We start from the raw sequence: 18,661 nt of genomic DNA on the forward strand, positions 1-18,661 counted from the left end.
CTTGCGTTGATCTTGCAGTTGTGGTGCCGGGACACTCCGGGAATGTTCCGGTTTGGGGGGCACCACAACTGCAAGATCGGCGCAGCGTTGGACGCCGCTTCGGGCCGTGTGCGCACAATGAGGCGTGTCCCAGCAACGAACCCCCAACGGCCGGCCGCGCTCCGCCGGTCGCCCCACGCTCGACGAGGTCGCCTTACGGGCCGGCGTCGGGCGTGGCACCGTGTCGCGCGTGGTGAACGGATCGCCGCAGGTGAGCCCCGAGGCTCGCGCCGCGGTCCAGAAGGCGATCGACGAGCTCGGCTACGTCCCGAACCGGGCCGCCCGCGCGCTCGTCACGCAGCGCACCGACTCGGTCGCGCTCGTCGTGTCGGAGTCGGGGGAGCGGGTCTTCGGCGAGCCGTTCTTCGCCGGCGTCGTGCGCGGCATCAGCTCGGCGCTCGCCGAGACCCAGCTGCAGCTGTGGCTCGCGATGGCCCAGTCGCCGGCCGAGCGGCAGCGGGTCGAGCACCACCTCACCAACCAGCACGTCGACGGCGTGATGCTGCTGTCGCTGCACGACGCCGACCCACTGCCGGAGCTGCTGGAGCGGCGCGGGCTGCCGGTCGTGCTCGGCGGCCGGCCGGCCCAGATGCTCGCCGACGACGAGCAGCTGAACTTCACCGCCCAGTTGTCGCAGCTGTCGTACGTCGACGCCGACAACGAGGGCGGCGCGCGGATCGCGGTCGGGCACCTGCTCGACCGGCAGCGCCGCCGGATCGCGGCCATCGCCGGGCCGCAGGACATGGCCGTGGGCGTCTCCCGGCTCACCGGCTACCGCGAGGCGATCGAGCGCGCGGGGCTCCCGGTCGACGAGCGGCTCATCGCGTACGGCGACTTCTCCGAGGTCAGCGGGGAGCTCGCGGTGCGCGAGCTGCTGGAGCGCAGCCCCGACGTCGACGCGGTGTTCGCCGCCTCGGACCTCATGGCGGTCGGCGCGCTGCGGGCGCTGCGCGAGCTCGGCAAGCGGGTGCCGGAGGACGTGGCGCTGGTCGGCTTCGACGACACGGCGATCGCCCGGCAGACCGACCCGCCGCTGACCACCGTCCACCAGCCGGTCGAGGCGATGGGGCGGGAGATGGCGCGGCTGCTCATCGCCCGCATCGCCGGCGCGGCGTCCTCGTCGGTGATGGTGGAGACCCACCTGGTCCGGAGAGCCTCGGCTTAGCGGCCGGTGGATCCGGTCCGTCGGCATGATCGCTTCCGGCCTGGTGGCTCTCTAGGCTCCTGGTCATGATCGTCTCACGCCGGAGCCTGCTCGCCGTCCCGCTGCTCGGTCTGCTCGCGGCCTGTGGCGACGACTCGTCGCCGTCCGCTCCGGCGGGGTCGTCGGGCGCCGCGGCGGCGCCGCCGAAGACGCCGTTCAAGGACCCGCATCCGCTCCTGATCACCTTCTCGGGCACGAAGGTCAAGGACTACGTCAGCGAATACGTGCCGGACATGTCGCTCACGGCGGATATGTCCAACGGGAGCCCGCGCCTGGAGGCGGACAAGCAGGAGTTGGACCGGTTCGTCGCGTTCCTCGGGACCAAGGGGGTCTCGTCGAACGCCTTCTTCGGGGCCGGCGGAGTCGAGCGCGTGCTGAATCTGCGGTACCCCATGGGCAGCGGACTGGAGCACGAGGTGAGCCTGGCGCTGGCCATCGCGGCGAAGGCCCTCGGCGTGAAGTCCGACGAGCTCAACCCGCCGAAGGCCGGCGTGCCGTTCGTCGACGTCGTCACCCAGGCGCAGCTCAACGCCGACAACAAGCTCGCCAGCACGATCCAGTACCTCGACGACGCCAACGACACGCTCGGCTTCACGGAGACCGCGACGGTCGACCGCCCGTACGTCTTCATCGGCAAGGGCGGCCAGGTCCTCTCGACGCCATCGGAGTTGAAGGCCTCGCAGACGCGCCGGTTGTACATCGACGCCGAGCGCATGGTCGAGCTTCAGCGGCGAGCGGGGATGCGCCGCTGGATCGGCCCCGACACCCTGCTCCAGGCGCTGGGAGAGCTGCACGACACGCTGCGCTGACGGGTTTGTGGATCTCGGCCGCCGGGCACCTCGGTTACCGGAGGAGGTGGCTGATGAGCTCACAGTGGAGAAAGGGACGACGGCGCGCGGAGAGCGTGGCCGAGGACGCGTGGGACTACCTGCGCGCCGCGGTCGGCTCCGCGTCCGACACCGCCCGCTCGGTCGGCGGCACGGTCCGGCACCGGGCGTCCGACTTGGCGGACGAGGCGACGAACCGGTACGACGCGGCGTCCGACCGCGTCGGCTCGGCGGCGGACGAGGCGTGGCGGCGCGCGAACCTGGCGCTCGACGCGCTGTCGGGCCGCCGGCCGCGCAAGCCGTGGGGCTGGATCGCGGTGGCGGTCCTGGGCGGCGTCGCGGTCGGCTGGGCCGTGGCGGCCTCGGCCCCGAAAGCGATCAGCGCGGCGGCCGACCGGTTCGCCGCGGACGAGCCGGACGAGATCCCCCCCGACACGACGACGGCGTACGACACGCCGGCCGTGTGACGTCCGCCCCCAAACGCGTCGATCTTGCAGTTGTGGTGCCTGACAAACCCGGACATCTTGGGAGTGTCGCGGCACCACAACTGCAAGATCGACGCGTTTGGGGGGCCCGGGGTTAGGAGTACTTGCGGAGTTCGCGCCTTGCTAGGGAGGCCTTGTGGACCTCGTCGGGGCCGTCCGCCAGGCGCAGCGTGCGGGCCTGGGACCATAGCGCGGCCAAGGGCGTGTCCTGGCTGACGCCCGCGGCGCCGTAGCCCTGGATCGCCTTGTCGATGACCCACTCGGCCATCGCCGGCACCGCGATCTTGATCGCCTGGATCTCGGTGTGGGCGCCCTTGTTGCCGACCTCGTCCATCAGCCAGGCCGTCTTGAGCACGAGCAGGCGGGCCTGCTCGATGCGCACCCGGGACTCGGCGATCCACTCCTGGATCACGCCCTGCTCGGCGAGCGGCCGGCCGAACGCCACGCGCTGGCTGACCCGGCCGCAGAGCAGTTCCAGCGCCCGCTCGGCCATGCCGATCAGGCGCATGCAGTGGTGGATGCGGCCGGGGCCGAGCCGCGCCTGCGCGATCGCGAAGCCCGAGCCCTCCTCGGCGATCAGCGAATCCAACGGGACGCGGACGTCCTCGAAGACGATCTCGGCGTGGCCGCCGTGGGCGCCGTCGGTGTAGCCGAAGACGTGCATGCCGCGCCGGACGGTGATGCCGGGGGTGTCGCGGGGGACGCAGATCATCGACTGCTGGCGGTGGCGCTCGGCCGCCGGGTCGCTCTTGCCCATGACGATGAACAGCGCACAGTTGGGGTTCATCGCGCCGGACGACCACCACTTACGGCCGTTGATGACGTACCCGTCGCCGTCGCGCACGATGCTCGTCGAGATGTTCGTCGCGTCGGAGGAGGCGACATCCGGCTCGGTCATGCAGAACGCGGAGCGGATCTGGCCCTCCAGCAGCGGCTTGAGCCAGCGGTCCTGCTGCTCCGGCGAGCCGAACTGGGCCAGCACCTCCATGTTGCCCGTGTCGGGCGCCGCGCAGTTGAGCGCCTCGGGGGCCAGGTGCGGGCTGTGGCCGGTGATCTCGGCCAGCGGCGCGTACTGCAGGTTGGTCAGCCCCGCGCCGTCCCGGCTGCCGCCCCGACCACCCGCCCCTGGATCGAGCTCCGCGCTGACCTTATCGGGCAGGAAGAGGTTCCAGAGGCCCCGGTCGCGCGCCGAGCGCTTGAGGCCCTCGATCACCGGCGGTCGGGCCCACGGGTCGTCGAGCTCCTGGAGCTGGCGCTCGAAGACGTGCTCCGCGGGGTACACCTCCTCCTCCATGAAATCGGTGAGCCGTTCGTGGAGCTCGGCCGTGCGGGTGTCGAAGCGGAAATCCATCAGCTCTCTCCGTTGATCGCTGCGATGCCGTGTTCCAGCAGGGGCAGGACCAGCTCGCCGATCTGGTCGAAGCCGGCGCCGACCGTCTGGCCCTGCAGGAAGCGGAAGTGGATGCCTTCGAGCACGCCGGCGAGCTTGTAGCAGGCCAGCGCGACGTACCAGTGCAGGTCCTCGCCGATCGGGGCGCTCTGGGCGTACCGCTGGAGCAGCTCCGCACCGGACGGGAACCCGGCGTCGGCGCCCAGCCCGTCGGCGATCGGGTTCTGGGCGACCTTCAGCTCGTTGAGCACGGTCCAGTACGCCAGCAGCAGCCCGAGGTCGGTCAGCGGGTCGCCGATCGTCGCCATCTCCCAGTCGAGGACGGCCGCGACGCGCAGCGTCCCGGGGTCGACGATGAGGTTGTCGAGCCGGTAGTCCCCGTGCACGATGCCGGTGCGCGGGCTGGCCGGGATCGCGGCGACCAGCCGCTCGCGGAGCCGGTCGGCGTCGGGCAGCTCGCGGCTGCGGGACTTCTCCAGCTGGCCGGTCCAGCGCCGGACCTGCCGCTCCAGGAAGCCCTCGGGCCGGCCGAACTCGCCCAGGCCGGCCGCCGCGTAGTCGACCTGGTGCAGCTCGGCCAGCGTGTCCATCATCGCGAAGGCGACCGCGCGGCGGTTCTCGTCGCCGAGCGGGTCGGTCTGCGAGCGGTGCCGCAGCACGACGCCCGGCACGCGGGCCATCAGGTAGAACGGCGCGCCGAGCACGTCCGGGTCCGCGCAGAGCAGCAGCGCCTCCGGCACCGGCACCGCGGTCGAGCCCAGGGCGGAGATCACCCGGAACTCGCGCGACATGTCGTGGGCGGTGGCGAGCACATGGCCGAGCGGGGGACGGCGCAGCACGAAGACCTGGTTCAGGATGTACGTCAGGTTCGACCGCCCACCGGCCACCAGCTCCGCGGTCAGCGGGGCGCTGACCAGGCCGGGAGCCTTGGCGTCCAGGTATGCCTGCAGGCGTTCGAGGTCGAGACCGGGCGGGGTGGTCATCGGATCAGTCCATGGGTGAGACACATTCTCTGTCAAGCGTGCCTCGCCCATTTGTGAGGAATGCCCGGCTCTCCAAACGTTCCGGCATCGACACCGCTGCGAAACGACGCGGAAACCGGCCGTCGGCAACCTGTTCGTGTACCGGAGAACAAAGGCGTACACCAACGGCGGCGTACAACCTCAGGACCAGGACGAACGGGAGGTCGACTCGATGCTGTTGCGGCTGAGGGTTGCACTGCCCGACCGTCCCGGCTCACTCGGGCAGGTTGCCCGGACGCTGGGTGTGGTCGGTGCCGACATCGTTTCGGTGGTAGTGCTGGAGCGGGTCGGCGGCCGTGCGGTGGACGACTTCACTGTGGTGTGGCCGGCTTCGGCTCCCGTCGATCGTGTGCTCACCGGACTCGCGGCGATCCCAGGCGTTCGCGTGGACGGTGTGTGGCGCGGCACGGAGCTGTCGGAGCCGAGCAGCGGCCGCGAGGTCGCGCTCATCGGACAGGTGGCGGCGAACCCGGAGCACGGCCTGGCAACGGTCGTGGACGCGGCTCCCGCCCTGTTCGGAGCGGACTGGGCGGTCGCGATCCAGATCGGATCCGACTGGGCGGGCGGCGGCGCGCGCGCCCAGGCATGGTCCGAGTCCTCGGTGATCTGCGCCAGCTGGCGCGCTCCGGTTGTCCCCCCACAGGTGGACATCGCACCACTCCGGCCCCGCGCGATCAGCGCAGCTGACGGCATTCATCTTGCTGTCGCGCCTTTTCAGCGTGCAGGCCTGGTCCTTGTTGTCGCCCGCGGCGGGGCGGACGGCGACGCTGGAGCACCACCCTTCCACGGTTCCGAGGTGGAACGGCTGGCGCAGATGGTCGGTGCAACGGCATCGGTGCTGGGGGAACGGCTGGCGGGGCCCGGCTTGGCGGAGCCGGGTAAGGCGGGTGGCTCCGTTGCCGGAGCCCCCGCGCCCGCCGGCACAAGTTCTTCATGGGCGGCCTAGATGACGCTGTGGCGGGTCCGGGCCACGGTCGACGACCGGCCCGGCTTCCTCTCCGTGCTCACCGCGAGCCTCGCGCTGCGGAAGATCAACATTCTCTCCGTCCAGGTCCACACGACCGAGTCCGGCGCCGTCGACGACTTCCTCATCGACGCGCCTGACGAGCTCACCGAGGCGGACCTCGCCGCGGCGGTGCAGCGCGGCCGCGGCCGCGACCCGTGGATCGCCCGGGCCGACGTGCGCGGCCTCATCGACGAGCCGACCCGGGTGCTGGCGCTCGCGACCAAGGTGCTCGACGAGTCGGCGACGCTGGAGGAGGCCATCGCGGCGCTGCTCGGCGACTGTGACATCTCCTGGCGGGCCGACACGTCGACCGGGACCGCGGGCTTCACCGAGACCGGCATGCAGCTGGCCGACCCGGCGGGCGGGACGCTGTACGTGCGGCGGCACGCGCCGGCCTTCACGCCGGCCGAGTACGCGCGGGCCCAGGCGCTGGTGGCGCTGGCCCGGGTGGCGGGCAAGCGCGCCGCCGCCTGACGAACCTTCGACAAAAGGCCGCTCCCCGTGCCGGGGGAGCGGCCTTTTCGTGCTTGCGCAGGGTCGCGCGGCTACATGTAGACTGCCGACATGTTGGTTGGGTACATGTCGGGGGCCGACACGTGAGCGCGTTGGAGTACGCCCGCCTGCAGTTCGCCCTGACGGCGTCGCTGCACTTCCTGTTCGTCATGCTCACCCTTGGGCTCGTCGTGATGGTAGCGATGATGCAGACGCGCTACGTGCGCACGGGGGATCCGGTGTATGGGCGGATGGCCCGCTTCTGGGGCCTGCTCTACGCGATCAACTACGCCGTGGGCATCGCCACCGGGCTGGTCATGGAGTTCCAGATCGGGCTGAACTGGAGCGGCCTGTCCCGGCTGACCGGCGACGTCTTCGGCGCGCCGCTCGCCCTGGAGACGCTCATCGCGTTCGTGCTGGAGTCGACGCTGCTCGGCATGTGGATCTTCGGCTGGGGCCGGCTTGGCAAGCGACTGCACCTGGCCCTGATCTGGGGCGTCGCCGCCACCGCCCTGCTGTCGGCCTTCTGGGTGATGGTCGCCAACGCCTTCCTCCAGCACCCGGTCGGCTACGCCCTCGACGCCGGCGGGACCGCGCGACTCACCGACTTCGGCGCGCTGCTCACCAACTCCTCCCTCTGGTTCTCCCTGGCGCACGCGGTGTTCGCCGCCATGGTCACCGGCGGCATGTTCCTGGCCGGCGTGAGCGCCTGGCACCTGCGCCGGAAGCAGGTCGACGACGTGTTCCGCCGCTCGCTGCGGCTCGGCCTGCGGTTCGCCGTCATCGGCACGTTCTTCACCATCGGCTTCGGCTACGCGCAGTTCGGCCCGATCGGCGCCAACCAGCCGACCAAGCTGGCCGGCGGCGAGGAGGCGCTCGCCCGGCAGGCCGAGTTCGCGGCCCGGTTCGGGCCGGGTGACTACCTGCCGGGCAACGCGGTCGGCGTTGCGCTCGGGCTGATGATCAACATTGCCAACCTGCTGTTCCTGCTGCTGGTCATCGCGTGGGCGCTCACCGCCCGCGACACGATCGTCAAGCGCCGGTGGGCCCGGCCGATGCTCTGGGTGCTCACCGCCAGCATCCCGGTGCCGTATGTCGCCGCCATCGCCGGCTGGATCGTGCGCGAGGAGGGGCGGCAGCCGTGGGCCGTGTACGGGCTGCTGAAGACGGCCGACGCGGTCTCGCCGATGAGCGCCGGCGCGCTGCGCCTCTCGGCGATCGGCTTCACCGTGCTGCTCGCCGGGCTGGTGATCGTGGACTGGTGGCTGCTTGCCCGGGCGGCCCGGCGCGGTCCCGGCGACGAGTTCCTCCCGGCCGCCCCGGACTCGCCGCGACTGGCTGAGGTGGCGGCATGAGCGGTTCCGGAGCGAAGCGGAGGAGGCCGCTCATCGTGGGCTCGGTGTGGGGCTCAGGCGGCCGGAGCGGAGCGGAGGACGCATGAGCGGTTCCGGAGCGAAGCGGAGGAGGCCGCTCATCGTGGGCTCGGTGTGGGGCTCAGGCGGCCGGAGCGGAGCGGAGGACGCATGAGCGGTTCCGGAGCGAAGCGGAGGAGGCCGCTCATCGTGGGCTCGGTGTGGGGCTCAGGCGGCCGGAGCGGAGCGGAGGACGCATGAGCGGTTCCGGAGCGAAGCGGAGGAGGCCGCTCATCGTGGGCTCGGTGTGGGGCTCAGGCGGCCGGAGCGGAGCGGAGGGCGCATGAGCACTTTTTGGTATGCGATTCTTGGGTTCCTGCTCGTGGCTTATTTCGCGCTCGGCGGGCTCGACCAGGGCGTGGCCATGCTGCTTGCGACCATCCGCGGCGGTGACGACCGGCGGCGCGCCCTCAACGCGATCGGCCCGATGTTCCTCGGCAACGAGGTCTGGATCGTCGGCGCCGTCGGCGTGCTCGTCGCCGCGTTCCCGCGGGTCGAGGGCGAGCTGTTCGGCGCCGCGTATCCGGTGGTCGCCGTCACCCTGCTCGCCCTCCTGCTGCTCAACGCGAGCGTGCAGTTGCGCAGCCGGGGCCGACGCAGCGGCGGGTTCGACGCGGTCATCGCGGCCAGCGGCCTGGTGCTCGCGCTCGGCTGGGGCCTGTTGCTCGGCGTCCTGCTGCACGGCGCCCCGGTCACCGCCGACGGCCACGTGCACGGCTTCGCGCCGCTGACCGACCCGCTCGTCTGGGCCACCGGGCTCGCGCACGTGCTGCTCGTGCTCGCGCACGGCGCGGCCTTCCTCGCCGGGCGGCTCGCCGACGGGCCGCTGCGTGAACGCATGCACCGGGCCGTCCGGCGGCTCGGCCCGGCGGCGGCCGGCGCGGTGCTGCTCGTCACCGGCGGCTGGTGGCTGGCGGCGCCGGACGGGATCCGCAACCCGCTCGTGGGCACGCTGCTCGCGGTCGCGACCGCCGGCGCCGTCGCGGTCGCCGCGCTGCGGCCGGGCCGGGCCTTCGCCGCGACCCTTGTGGCCTGCGCCCTGCCCGTGCTCACGGTCGCGTCGGCGCTCTACCCGACCGTGCTAGCGTCCACGGTGGAACCGGGCGCGTCGGTGACCGTCGACGACGCGGCGGCCGGCGGTGACACACTGCGACTGCTCGCCTTCGGCGCGGCGCCGCTGCTGCCGGTGCTCGTCGCCGTGCAGGTTGCCTGCTGGTGGCTGTTCCGGCAGCGGGAACGCGTGCCCACCCACCTCTACTGGTAGGGCGCGTGGACAAGAGACTGCTGCGACTCGGGCCGGTCCGGCGATACGCCGTCGTCCTGGCCGGCTCGGGGCTGCTGGCTGCGATCCTCGTGGTCGCGCAGGCCGTCAGCCTGGCGGCGGTGCTGGTCGCGGCGGTCGACGGCCGGCTGGACCGGGCCGCGCTGCTCGTCTGCCTCACCGCCGTCGTCCTGCGCGGCGCCCACACCGCCGTCGCCGGGGCGGTCGCGGGCCGCGCCGCCGCCGGCGTCAAGGCGCACCTGCGGGCCGAGCTGCTGGAGAAGGCCACCGGGCGCGGGCCGGGCTGGCTCGCCGGCAAGCGGGCGGGGGAGCTGGCGACGCTCGCCGGGCGCGGGATCGACGGCCTCGACGGGTATCTCACCGGTTACTTCCCGCAGGTCTTCCTGGCCGCGTTCGTCCCGGTCGCCTGCCTCGGCTGGCTCGCCGTCACCGACCTCACGTCGGCCGTGATCGTCGCCGTGACCCTGCCGCTCATCCCGGTCTTCGGCGCGCTCGTCGGCTGGCAGACCGGCGCCCGCACCAAGCGCCAGTGGCACCTGCTGCAGCGGCTCGGCGGGCACTTCCTCGACACTGTGCAGGGCCTGCCGACGCTGCGCTCGTTCGGTCGCGAACGGGCGCAGGTCCGGCGCGTGCACGCGATGGCCGACGCCTACCGGGTCGCCACCATGCGCACCCTGCGCCTGGCGTTCCTGTCGGCGCTCGTCCTGGAGCTCGTCGCGACGGTGTCGGTGGCGCTGGTCGCGGTGCCGGTCGGGCTGCGGCTGCTCGACGGGAAGCTGACGCTGGGCGCCGCGCTCGTGGTGCTGCTGCTCGCCCCGGAGGCGTATCTCCCGCTGCGGACGCTGGGCACCCGCTTCCACGCGAGCCAGGAGGGGCTGGCCGCGGCGGCGGAGGTTTTCGCGGTGCTGGACGGCCCGGCACCCGCCACCACGGAGTCCCGGCTCCCGCCGTTCGACTCGCTCGTGCTCGACCGCGTGACGGTCGCCTACGACGACGTGGTCGCGCTGCGCGACGCATCGCTCACCGTGGCCGCCGGCGACCGGGTCGCGCTGGTCGGCCCGAGCGGCGGCGGCAAGTCCACCATCCTCGCCCTCGCGCTGGGCTTCGTGACGCCGACGTCCGGCCGCGTCCTCGTCGGCGGGGCCGACCTGGCGACGCTCGACCTGGCCGCCTGGCGGGCCCGGCTGGCCTGGATGCCGCAGCGGCCGCACCTGTTCGCCGGCAGCGTGCTCGACAACGTCCGCCTCGGCGCACCCGCGGCCTCGCTCGACGCGGTCGTCGCGGCGGCCCGGGCGGCGGACGCCGACGAGTTCGTGCGCGCGCTGCCGGCCGGCTACGACACCGACCTCGCCGGCCACGGGCTGTCCAGCGGGCAGGTGCAGCGGCTCGCCATGGCCCGCGCCTGGCTGCGCCGGGACGCCGACCTGCTGCTGCTCGACGAGCCGACGGCCCGCCTGGATCCGGCGAGCGAGGCGGCGGTGGTCGCCGCGGCGGCCCGGCTGGCGGCCGACCGCACGGCGCTGCTGGTCGCCCACCGCCCGGCCCTGCTGTCGATCGCCACCCGTGTGGTCGAGGTCTCATCAGGTGTACTGCTGGAGCGCACCCCACCCGCGGCGGTGCCCGCATGACGACGGAAATGCGGACGGCGCCCGGCGGCGGCCCGGCGGCGGCCGGCGGCGGGGTGGCCGGGACGACCGTGGCCGTGCGGCTGGTCGGCGTCGGAGCGGCCGTGCGGCTGGTGTTCGCCGGGCTGCTCGCGGTCGCCACCGAGCTGGCCGGCGTCGGGCTGGTCGCGACGGCGACCTGGATGATCGTGCGGGCCGCCGACCAGCCGCCGCTGGCCGCGCTGGCCGTGGCGATCGCCGGCGTGCGGGCGTTCGCGGTGCTGAAGGGCGGCCTGCGGTACGCCGAGCGGCTCGCCGGCCACGACGCCGTCCTGCGGGTCCTGGCCGACGTCCGCACCCGGGTCTTCGCCGCCCTCGCCGCCGATCGGCGCACGGCCACCGGCGCGGTCCGGAAGGGCGGCGGTGACGAGCTGAGCCGCGTGGTGTCCGATGTGGACGCCGTGCAGGACGCGATCCTGCGCGGGGTGCTGCCGGCCGCCGTCGCCGGGATCGTCGGGGCCGGGGCCGTCGTCGTGACCGCGGTCGTCGCGCCCGCCGCCGGGCTGGTGCTGGCGGCCGGGCTGCTCGTCGCCGGGGTGCTGCTGCCGCTCGCCGGGCACACGGTCAGCCGCCGGGCGTCGGCCGACATCGCGGCGGCCCGCGGGGCGGTGACGGCGTCCGCGGTGGACGTGGTGCACGGGGTGGCCGAGCTGACCGCGTACGGGGCGCTGCCCGCCGCCCTCGACCGGGCCGCGGCCGACGGGCAACGGCTGGCCCGGCTGGAGCGCCGCGCCGCCACGGTCTCGGCCGTCGTCGGCGGAGCCGCCGCGCTGGTGCCGGCGCTGACGGCGGTGTTCGTGGCGCTCGTCGTCGGCGGAAAGGCGGCCGCCGTGCTGGCGCTCGCGGCCCTCGCCGTCGGCGAGGTGGTCGTCCCGCTCGCCGCCGCGGCCGTCCGGCAGTCCGAGCTGCGCGGCGCCCTCGCCCGGGTCCGCACGCTCATCGCCGAGGTCCCCGCCCAGGTGGTCGAACCGGACGGGAGCCACGGCCCGGTTCCGGGTGCGGTCGGGCTGCGGCTGGACCGCGTCACCGTGCGCTATCCCGGGGCAAGCCGCGCCGCGCTCGACGGGGTCGACCTGGACCTGCCCGCCGGGCGGCGGGTGGCCGTCGTCGGCAGCAGCGGGGCCGGGAAGTCCACGCTGCTCGCGGTGCTGGCCGGACGGGTCGCCGTCGCGGGCGGCGCCGTCGGCGGGCTGCCGGCCGGGGTCGAGCGGTGGCGGATCGCCAACGGGGTCTTCGCCGACGCCCACGTGTTCCACGACACCGTGCGCGAGAACGTCAGCCTCTCCCGCGACGGGATCGGCGACGACGACGTGCGGCGGGCGCTGGAGGACGCCGGGCTGGGGGAGTATCGGGAGCGGCTCGACGACGTCGTGGGCGAGGACGGCAGCCGGCTCTCCGGCGGGCAGCGGCAGCGGCTGCTGCTGGCCCGGGCGCTCGTGCGGGCGCCGGCGGTGCTGCTGCTGGACGAGCCGACCGAGGGCCTCGACGCCGCCGCGGCCGACGCCGTGCTCGCCACCGCGCTGGCCGCCGCCGGATCGCGGACGGTGGTCGTGGTCACCCACCGGCAGGCCGACCTGGCCCGGTTCGACGACGTGGTGCGCATCGAGGACGGACGGCTGAGCCGGACCTGAGGCGCGGTTGACGGGTCCTTCGGCCCTTGTGCGACGCTTGGCGGGTGGACCGGAGCACCGTGCTGGAGGACGGGCCCATCGAGCGGTACGCCGCCGGGCTCGCCGCGGCGCTGCGTGGCCCGCGCCGGGTTCGCGACGAGATGGTTGCCGAGGCGCGGCACGGCCTGCAGGACGCCGCGGACGCGCTGGAGGACGCCGGCTTCGGCCGGGTCGACGCCGAGCGGCAGGCCGTCGCCGACTTCGGCACCTATCGACAGGTCGTCCCGCCCTACCAGGCCGAGCTGGCCAGCCACCAGGGCAAGCGCACCGCGCTGTGGATCGCGCTCGCGCTGCCGGTGATGATGCTGCTCGAGCCGCTCATGTGGTGGGACAGCCCGTGGAGCATCGACCAGCGGGCCAGCGCGCTCTACTGGGTGCTCGTCGCGCACTTCCAGCACACGTCGTTCGCCGCCGCGGCCGTGGCCGCGCTCCTGGTGGTCGGCTTCTCGTGGGGGAGCCGCTACCTGCGCGACGGCGTGCGGTATACCCGGATCGTCGGCTTCGGCACGATGACCTTCCTCAGCCTGCACGGGCTGGCCGGGGCGGCCGTGTTCGTGCTCAGCATCCTGCAGTGGCCGGCCGCCGCGACCTGGCCGCCGGTGATCGTCGGGATGCTCGTCAACACCGCCGCGTTCGCCTACGCGGGGCTGCTCGCCGTGCGCTGCGTGACGGTCACGCGCTCGCCGGCCGTCACGGCATAACGCGCCGACCCGCTGCCCGTCCGGCGGGGTCCGTCGTGCCTACGCGGTTGCCGGCGGGGGCAGGAGGACCGCGCCGATCGTCGCGGTGAACTCCTGCCAGGCCGAGCGCTCCTCGGCGAGGACCTTGCGGCCGGCGTTGGTCAGCCGGTAGGTGCGCCGCTCCCGGCCGCCGACCGTCGACCAGGCGCTCTCCACATAACCGGCGCGCTCCAGCCGGCGTAACGCGGGATAGACGGTGCCGGTGGGCAGGGCCAGCGAGCCGCCGCTGCGCTCCTGCAGTGCCTCGATGATCGCGTAACCGTGGCGGGGCTCGCCGTCGAGCACCGCGAGCAGCAGTGCGTCGAGATGTCCGCGCAGCGCATCCGCCTTCATGTGTAGCGAGTCTACGGGTTCCGCCGCCGTCACGCCACGGAGGGGGTTTATCGGTCCAGTCGTTGGGCAGACCCGCTGCACCATCTGGCGAACGGGAGAAGCATGAGGCGACGGGTCGAGGCCGCGCGCGACATCGAGCTGCTGTGGCCCAACGGGCTGGGAACGACCCTGGCGATCGCCTCCGGGCGCGCCCTCGCCTTCCGGCGCGGAGTCTCCAGACCGGTCACGTCGACCCCGCAGTGGAGCGCGCCGCGCGGGCGGCACGCCAAGCGCGAGCTCAACGCCGCCGCCGTCGCCGAGTGGCTGGTGGGGCAGTTCCCGGCCGGGCGCTACGGTGGCCTGGTGCTGGGCTCGCCGCACGGCGCGGCCGTGCACCTCGCCCTGGCGCTCGGCGTGCCCTGGCTGCCGGTGGCGTTCGAGGTACCGACGCCTGAGGTGGCTTCGGGCGAGCACCCGACGACCGACGGCCTGCGGCATGCGCGGGACATCCTGGACGCCAACCCCGACGTGACCGTCCGGCAGGTCTACGATCCCGTGTGGCGGGGCTGGTCCGGGACGACGGCCGCCTACGCGGTGGTCCGCTGGCAGCGTCTCCCGCCGGCGTACCGCGAGTTCCTCGCCGACCGCCTCACGCCCGACGCCCCCGTGCTCGTGGTGCGCGACGTGAGCCGCTGGCTGACCGTGCCCGGCGACGGCGGCTACACGTTCCAGCTCGGCAGCCGCGCGAGCGGCCTGACGCCGGGCGACTACTACGACCGCAGCGACAAGGGCGAGTCCGGCGACGGCCGGCCGGAGGACAGCGACGGCGAGCGCTGCGTCGACCGCGGCCTGGTCGAGGAGCTGCGCCGGTACGCCACCGCCCACAGCCACCCGGTCCGCCAGGTCCTCTACCGCCACCCCGACGTCCTCAGCGGCGCCGTCGCCGACCTGTACCGCGAGTGGCTCCGCGAGGGCGACCGCACCGGCAACCGGCTCGCCGTCGAGTGCGGCCGCCTGCTCGACCCGTGGCACGTCCTGCGGGCCGGCCTGGTCCCGTACTGGGCGGAGTACCCACTGCGCTCGGCGGTCCGGTCGCTGTCGTGGTGGCTGGCCGGCAGCGAGCCGTTCACCTCCATCGACGTCTTCCCGGAGCCGCCGGGCATGCCGCTGCCAACGGTCGCCCACCTGTCGGAGTGGGAGGCGGTGGCGAGCTTCGCGACCCGGCACGGGCTGGTCGACCGCCGGTGCGCCCGCGCGTACCCGTCGGGGATGGTCCCCGCCCACCACGCCACCCAGGCGCTGCGGAGCCACCCGTACGACCTGCCGTACCTGCCGCACGTCGACCCGGACGCGGCGCTGTCGGCGCTGGCCCAGAGCGCCCAGGCGGACGGCCTGCTGGTCCTCTAACGCTTCCCGGTGCCCGCGCCCCGCGGCGCGCGTTCCTTTCTCGCGCGATCTCGGAGTTGTGGTCCCGGATTTGTCGCTTTTATGCGGATAAAGCGGGGACCACAACTCCAACATCGCGGGCGATGCGGGGCCGTGCGGCGGTGCGAGCGGTGCCGGCGGTGCGGGCGGGCGGGGCGAAGGGGTCAGGCCGTGGCGTCCTCGGACTTCTCCTTGTTCTTCTGGACCTTGCTGATCACGTCGTGCAGGGGCTTGGTGCCGCTGCCGACGACGATGCCGGTGACGATGGCGTCGACCCAGACCGGGATGCCGTTCCAGCCGTCGCCGGCCATGGCGTGCAGGAGGTACAGGCCGCCGGCCGAGGACGCGACCGTCGCGAGGGCCGTGGCGATGCCCCAGGACACCAGGCCGCGGCTGGCCCGGCCCTTCTCCATCATCGACTTGGCGTGGGCGACCTGGATGAGGTCGTCGAGGGTGGCGTCGTGGTACTTGTTGGCCATGTTGGCGACGGCCTTCTCCAGCTCGCCGCGGGCGTGCCGGCCCGGCATGAACCGGGCGAAGGGCTCCAGCACCCGCTCGACCGCGGTCGCGAACGCGAACAGCGCGGCGAAGATGGTCGTGGCGTCCGGCAGGCGGATCGCGGCCGCGTTGATCTCGTAGTGGTAGAACGCCCACGAGACCGCGCCGCCGGCCGCGACCAGCGCGAAGGCGGAGATGAGCGCGCCGAGGCTGGCCTGCTGCGGGGGCACCGCGGCCGCCTCGCCCCCGGCCGCCGGCACCTCGCCGCCGGCGACCGCGACGGCGGTGCCGACCTCGCCCTCCGCGACCGCCGCCGCGACGGCCGGGTCGACCGCGGCTCCGGGCTGGACGGCGCCGGGTTGGACGGCTCCGGGGTCCATCGGGCCGGGCTGGGCCGGGATCGAGCCCGGCTGGGGGACCTGCGCGCGGCCGACGGCCTGCGGCGCCGGGGCGACCGTGGCCGCGGCCACGACGCGGTTGGGGTTGGAGCCGAGGACGTTGGTACGTCGGACGAGAGCCATGCGGGGAGGCTAGCGCTCGTCGATGCGTCGGCTCACTCGGGGGCGGCGGACCGCAGCCGCGGCAAAACCGCAGGTGGGGCCGGGTGTTCGGCGGTGATCGGGGCGGTCGTCGCGGCGGCCGGCGGGGCAGTCGGATCAAGGACGCCGCCGGTCGGGGCGGGCGCGCCGGGGTCGGCCGTCGGCGGGGACGCATCGAGGGCGGGCGCCAGGATGCGCGGGGCGACCAGCAGGGCCATCAGGTCCCAGGCGGCGTGCACCGCGATCGGCGTCCACAGGCTCTCGGTCGTCGCGTAGAGCACGGTCATGACCAGGCCGAACAGGGTGGCGAAGAGGACGCCGCGCCAGGTCTGGTACCGGTGCTGGAGGCCGAACAGGAGCGCCGGGAGCACGATCGCCGCCCACGTCGGCAGGCCCAGGCCGATGGCCACCGCGATCAGCAGGCCGCGGTAGAAGACCTCCTCGCCGAAGCCGACGCTCACCGAGAACACGGCCGCCCAGGCGCGCTCGCGCGGGGTGTCCGGGTGCATGGGCCTGACCTGCCGGTACGCCGCCTCGCCGCGGAGCCGGCCGCCGGCCGCGCGGCGCCGGGCCGCTTGGTGGGCGCCGAGCCACTGGACGCCGGCGGAGCCGAGCGCGGCGACGGCGGTGGCGGCCCAGCCGGCGGCGTCGGGGACGGTCAGGCCGAGGTGGGCCAGGGTGAGGCCCGGCGCACCGAGCACGATGGACAGCGCGGCGAGGGTCATCAGCCAGCTGTTGCGCGTGCCGTTGCGCATGATGACGACGACGCGGTCGGGGCGGTCGGCCAGCCGGGCGAGCGCGGCGCGGTGCTGCCGGGGACCCGTGCGGATCGCGACCGCGACCGGGACGATCATCAGGATGGCGAGCATCATCAGGTCGCCGCCGGCGAGCCGCGGATCGATCCAGGGGAACACGGCGAACATCCTGCAACGGCAGCGGGGCCGCTGTCTGCCCCGGGCCGGAACCCGGGAGCAGTGCAGCGGCCCCGCTCAGCCTGGTGGTGCGGTGCTCAGGCGCTGGGGGAGGTGGCCACGCTCGGGGACGCGCTGGCCGACGCGCCGGGGTCGGCCACGGCCGTCTCCGCCGGCGGCGGCAGGGCGCTGCCCTTGACGTACTCCGCCCAGGACTTGTCCCAGTCGGTCCAGCCGTTGCCCCACGCCAGCTTGCGCGGCGTGCCCTTGACGATGTGGACGTCGCCGATCTTCGTCAGGTTGAACAGGAACTTCGCGTTGGCCTCGGAGACGTTGGTGCAGCCGTGCGAGACGTTGCGCTTGCCCTGGTCTCCCACCGACCACGGGGCCGAGTGGATGTACTCGCCGCCGCTGGTCATGCGCTGCGTCCAGTACACCGTCTCGCGATACGGGTCGGAGGGGTCGGTCGAGACGAACAGCTCGGACTGCTGCTTGTCCATGATCACCATGTTCCCGCTCGACGACGGGGTCTTGGCCTTGCCGAGGCTGACCGGGATGGTCTTGACGACCTCGCCGTTCTTCTCGACCGTCATCTGGTGGGTCTTGTCGTCGGTGATCATGATGATCTTGTCGCCGATGGTGAAGTGCAGCGTGACGTCCTTGCTGCCGAAGCCGGTCTTGGTGAGCTGGAGCCCGCCGGTGGCCAGCCGGACGGTGACCTTGGTGCCGCTCTGCCAGTACTCCTTCGGGCGGTAGTGCACCTCGCCGCCGTTGAACCAGTACCAGGTGCCGACCTGCGGCGGGTCGCTGTTGACCAGCAGCCGCTTCTCGACGCTCGCCCGCAGCTCCTGCGGCACGCTGGAGCCGAAGCGGACGACCACCGGGACGGCCACGCCGTAGGTCTTGTTGTCGGACAGCGCCGTGGAGACGTTGACCGTCTTGCCGGGTTTCGCCATGGTCGTGAACGTGATCTTCTTGCCGGCGGTGTCGCCGGCCGAGGTCACGGATGCCGTGTACTGCGTGCCGTATTTGAGCTGCGTCGCCGGGACCCAGGTCGCCCCGTCCGTCCGGAACCCACCCTGCACCGTCCCACCGGAGGCGTCCGTCAGCGTCACCGTGGCGTTGGCGCCAGGGCTCGTCTGCAGGGCCAGTTCGGCAGCGGTGGAGATGTTGGTGGCGCCGTCGGCGGGCGCGGCAAAGGTCGCCTGAGGCAGCTCGGCGGACGCGGAAGCCGAGGGGCCGCCGGCACCGCCATCGTTGCCGGTCCACTTGGGCTTTTCGTCAGAGCTGCAAGCAGAAAGAGCGATCACGCTGGTGAGAGCGGCGATCGTGGCCAGTGCGCGTGCGGAGACTCCCATGTCCACACCTCCTTCGTTGGGCTAGAGCATGCACCGATTGCAATGTCGGTGTATCCCGTGTTTGTGCCAGAGGTTCAGTTCCTAGCTCCACGGGCTTCGCCCGCGGCTTTGTGGGGGGTCCCACCCCACACCCCCATGCGCCGCTTCGCGACGCACTCAAGCCCGCGTCGCGCTCAAACGTCGGATGGTGGGATCTTGCCGTGCATCATCGTAGGAAGTAACAGAGGGCGTGAGCCATCCGCTCCTTGGACGGGTTGCAGACGTTCCGGCGTTGCGTTCCAGTTCGATAACGCGGCCCTCACGACCCGTCCCAGCAGCTCGTGGGATTTCTCACGAGCGCAGCTGTAGGTCGGTCAGGCGACAGACGGTACTTTGGGCGCCAACG

The 18,661-nt window shown here is 73.3% G+C and carries 17 protein-coding genes; 11 read left to right on the plus strand and 6 right to left on the minus strand.

Annotation, left to right across the window (positions count from 1 at the left end):
* The first annotated feature begins 124 nt into the window (after positions 1 to 124).
* From IEZ31_RS39865 to IEZ31_RS39875, 3 genes are all read left to right on the plus strand, one after another.
* Positions 125 to 1,204 (plus strand): LacI family DNA-binding transcriptional regulator, encoded by a 1,080-nt coding sequence (locus tag IEZ31_RS39865; protein WP_190255301.1) that lies wholly within the window; start codon positions 125 to 127, stop codon positions 1,202 to 1,204.
* Positions 1,205 to 1,269: 65 nt separating this feature from the next.
* Positions 1,270 to 2,052, plus strand: a complete 783-nt coding sequence (locus tag IEZ31_RS39870; RefSeq protein WP_190255302.1) for a hypothetical protein — start codon at positions 1,270 to 1,272, stop codon at positions 2,050 to 2,052.
* A 53-nt stretch (positions 2,053 to 2,105) separates the two neighbouring features.
* Positions 2,106 to 2,537: a hypothetical protein gene (locus tag IEZ31_RS39875; protein WP_190255303.1), complete on the plus strand. Its 432-nt coding sequence runs from the start codon at positions 2,106 to 2,108 to the stop codon at positions 2,535 to 2,537.
* Positions 2,538 to 2,649: 112 nt separating this feature from the next.
* On the opposite strand, the gene IEZ31_RS39880 is transcribed toward IEZ31_RS39875, so the two are convergent.
* The gene (locus tag IEZ31_RS39880) at positions 2,650 to 3,906 is read right to left on the minus strand and encodes an acyl-CoA dehydrogenase family protein (RefSeq protein ID WP_190255304.1); all 1,257 of its coding nucleotides are present in this window, start codon (positions 3,904 to 3,906) and stop codon (positions 2,650 to 2,652) included.
* The gene (locus IEZ31_RS39885) at positions 3,906 to 4,952 is read right to left on the minus strand and encodes a phosphotransferase family protein (protein ID WP_373294761.1); all 1,047 of its coding nucleotides are present in this window, start codon (positions 4,950 to 4,952) and stop codon (positions 3,906 to 3,908) included. The genes IEZ31_RS39880 and IEZ31_RS39885 overlap by 1 nt, the downstream gene beginning before the upstream one ends.
* A gap of 187 nt (positions 4,953 to 5,139) precedes the next feature.
* On the opposite strand from IEZ31_RS39885, the gene IEZ31_RS39890 reads away from it, so the two are divergent.
* The 7 genes from IEZ31_RS39890 to IEZ31_RS39920 all read left to right on the plus strand — a co-directional run bounded on the left by IEZ31_RS39890 (position 5,140) and on the right by IEZ31_RS39920 (position 13,194).
* Positions 5,140 to 5,913 (plus strand): ACT domain-containing protein, encoded by a 774-nt coding sequence (locus IEZ31_RS39890; protein WP_229836352.1) that lies wholly within the window; start codon positions 5,140 to 5,142, stop codon positions 5,911 to 5,913.
* Positions 5,914 to 6,447, plus strand: a complete 534-nt coding sequence (locus IEZ31_RS39895) for an ACT domain-containing protein (RefSeq protein ID WP_190255306.1) — start codon at positions 5,914 to 5,916, stop codon at positions 6,445 to 6,447. It begins immediately after the preceding gene.
* Positions 6,448 to 6,569: 122 nt separating this feature from the next.
* On the plus strand, positions 6,570 to 7,820 hold the full coding sequence (locus IEZ31_RS39900) for a cytochrome ubiquinol oxidase subunit I (protein ID WP_190255307.1): 1,251 nt from the start codon (positions 6,570 to 6,572) through the stop codon (positions 7,818 to 7,820).
* A 340-nt stretch (positions 7,821 to 8,160) separates the two neighbouring features.
* On the plus strand, positions 8,161 to 9,141 hold the full coding sequence (locus IEZ31_RS39905) for a cytochrome d ubiquinol oxidase subunit II (RefSeq protein WP_190255308.1): 981 nt from the start codon (positions 8,161 to 8,163) through the stop codon (positions 9,139 to 9,141).
* Between the two features lie 5 nt (positions 9,142 to 9,146).
* Entirely contained in the window at positions 9,147 to 10,787 is a 1,641-nt protein-coding gene (gene cydD / locus IEZ31_RS39910; protein WP_229836354.1) for a thiol reductant ABC exporter subunit CydD, read from the plus strand.
* The gene (gene cydC / locus IEZ31_RS39915; RefSeq protein WP_190255309.1) at positions 10,784 to 12,454 is read left to right on the plus strand and encodes a thiol reductant ABC exporter subunit CydC; all 1,671 of its coding nucleotides are present in this window, start codon (positions 10,784 to 10,786) and stop codon (positions 12,452 to 12,454) included. The genes cydD and cydC overlap by 4 nt, the downstream gene beginning before the upstream one ends.
* Positions 12,455 to 12,498: 44 nt before the next feature.
* Positions 12,499 to 13,194 carry a permease prefix domain 1-containing protein gene (locus IEZ31_RS39920; RefSeq protein ID WP_190255310.1) on the plus strand — a complete coding sequence of 232 codons (696 nt, stop codon included), beginning with the start codon at positions 12,499 to 12,501 and terminating at the stop codon, positions 13,192 to 13,194.
* Between the two features lie 39 nt (positions 13,195 to 13,233).
* Here IEZ31_RS39920 and IEZ31_RS39925 read toward each other — a convergent pair whose 3' ends face one another.
* Positions 13,234 to 13,566 carry a PadR family transcriptional regulator gene (locus tag IEZ31_RS39925; protein WP_190255311.1) on the minus strand — a complete coding sequence of 111 codons (333 nt, stop codon included), beginning with the start codon at positions 13,564 to 13,566 and terminating at the stop codon, positions 13,234 to 13,236.
* Between the two features lie 102 nt (positions 13,567 to 13,668).
* Between IEZ31_RS39925 and IEZ31_RS39930 the strand changes: the two genes are divergently transcribed.
* Complete coding sequence (locus IEZ31_RS39930; protein WP_190255312.1) at positions 13,669 to 14,952, plus strand: hypothetical protein; 1,284 nt, start codon at positions 13,669 to 13,671, stop codon at positions 14,950 to 14,952.
* 182 nt (positions 14,953 to 15,134) lie between these two features.
* Here IEZ31_RS39930 and IEZ31_RS39935 read toward each other — a convergent pair whose 3' ends face one another.
* The 3 genes from IEZ31_RS39935 to IEZ31_RS39945 form a co-directional block, all read right to left on the minus strand.
* Positions 15,135 to 15,989 (minus strand): hypothetical protein, encoded by an 855-nt coding sequence (locus tag IEZ31_RS39935; RefSeq protein WP_190255313.1) that lies wholly within the window; start codon positions 15,987 to 15,989, stop codon positions 15,135 to 15,137.
* 32 nt (positions 15,990 to 16,021) lie between these two features.
* Positions 16,022 to 16,930, minus strand: coding sequence for a CPBP family intramembrane glutamic endopeptidase (locus IEZ31_RS39940; RefSeq protein ID WP_190255314.1), 909 nt, complete (start codon positions 16,928 to 16,930; stop codon positions 16,022 to 16,024).
* 86 nt (positions 16,931 to 17,016) lie between these two features.
* Positions 17,017 to 18,276, minus strand: a complete 1,260-nt coding sequence (locus IEZ31_RS39945; protein WP_190255315.1) for a L,D-transpeptidase — start codon at positions 18,274 to 18,276, stop codon at positions 17,017 to 17,019.
* Positions 18,277 to 18,661 lie beyond the last annotated feature (385 nt).

The sequence above is a fragment of the Dactylosporangium sucinum genome (assembly GCF_014647515.1).
GTDB classification, from domain to species: domain Bacteria; phylum Actinomycetota; class Actinomycetes; order Mycobacteriales; family Micromonosporaceae; genus Dactylosporangium; species Dactylosporangium sucinum.

Coding starts and splice junctions, on each gene's coding strand:
- IEZ31_RS39870 (WP_190255302.1), top strand. CDS start 1,270: ATGATCGTCTCACGCCGGAGCCTGCTCGCCGTCCCGCTGCTCGGTCTG.
- IEZ31_RS39875 (WP_190255303.1), top strand. CDS start 2,106: ATGAGCTCACAGTGGAGAAAGGGACGACGGCGCGCGGAGAGCGTGGCC.
- IEZ31_RS39880 (WP_190255304.1), bottom strand. CDS start 3,906: ATGGATTTCCGCTTCGACACCCGCACGGCCGAGCTCCACGAACGGCTC.
- IEZ31_RS39890 (WP_229836352.1), top strand. CDS start 5,140: ATGCTGTTGCGGCTGAGGGTTGCACTGCCCGACCGTCCCGGCTCACTC.
- IEZ31_RS39895 (WP_190255306.1), top strand. CDS start 5,914: ATGACGCTGTGGCGGGTCCGGGCCACGGTCGACGACCGGCCCGGCTTC.
- IEZ31_RS39905 (WP_190255308.1), top strand. CDS start 8,161: ATGAGCACTTTTTGGTATGCGATTCTTGGGTTCCTGCTCGTGGCTTAT.
- cydC (WP_190255309.1), top strand. CDS start 10,784: ATGACGACGGAAATGCGGACGGCGCCCGGCGGCGGCCCGGCGGCGGCC.
- IEZ31_RS39925 (WP_190255311.1), bottom strand. CDS start 13,566: ATGAAGGCGGATGCGCTGCGCGGACATCTCGACGCACTGCTGCTCGCG.
- IEZ31_RS39930 (WP_190255312.1), top strand. CDS start 13,669: ATGAGGCGACGGGTCGAGGCCGCGCGCGACATCGAGCTGCTGTGGCCC.
- IEZ31_RS39935 (WP_190255313.1), bottom strand. CDS start 15,989: ATGGCTCTCGTCCGACGTACCAACGTCCTCGGCTCCAACCCCAACCGC.
- IEZ31_RS39940 (WP_190255314.1), bottom strand. CDS start 16,930: ATGTTCGCCGTGTTCCCCTGGATCGATCCGCGGCTCGCCGGCGGCGAC.
- IEZ31_RS39945 (WP_190255315.1), bottom strand. CDS start 18,276: ATGGGAGTCTCCGCACGCGCACTGGCCACGATCGCCGCTCTCACCAGC.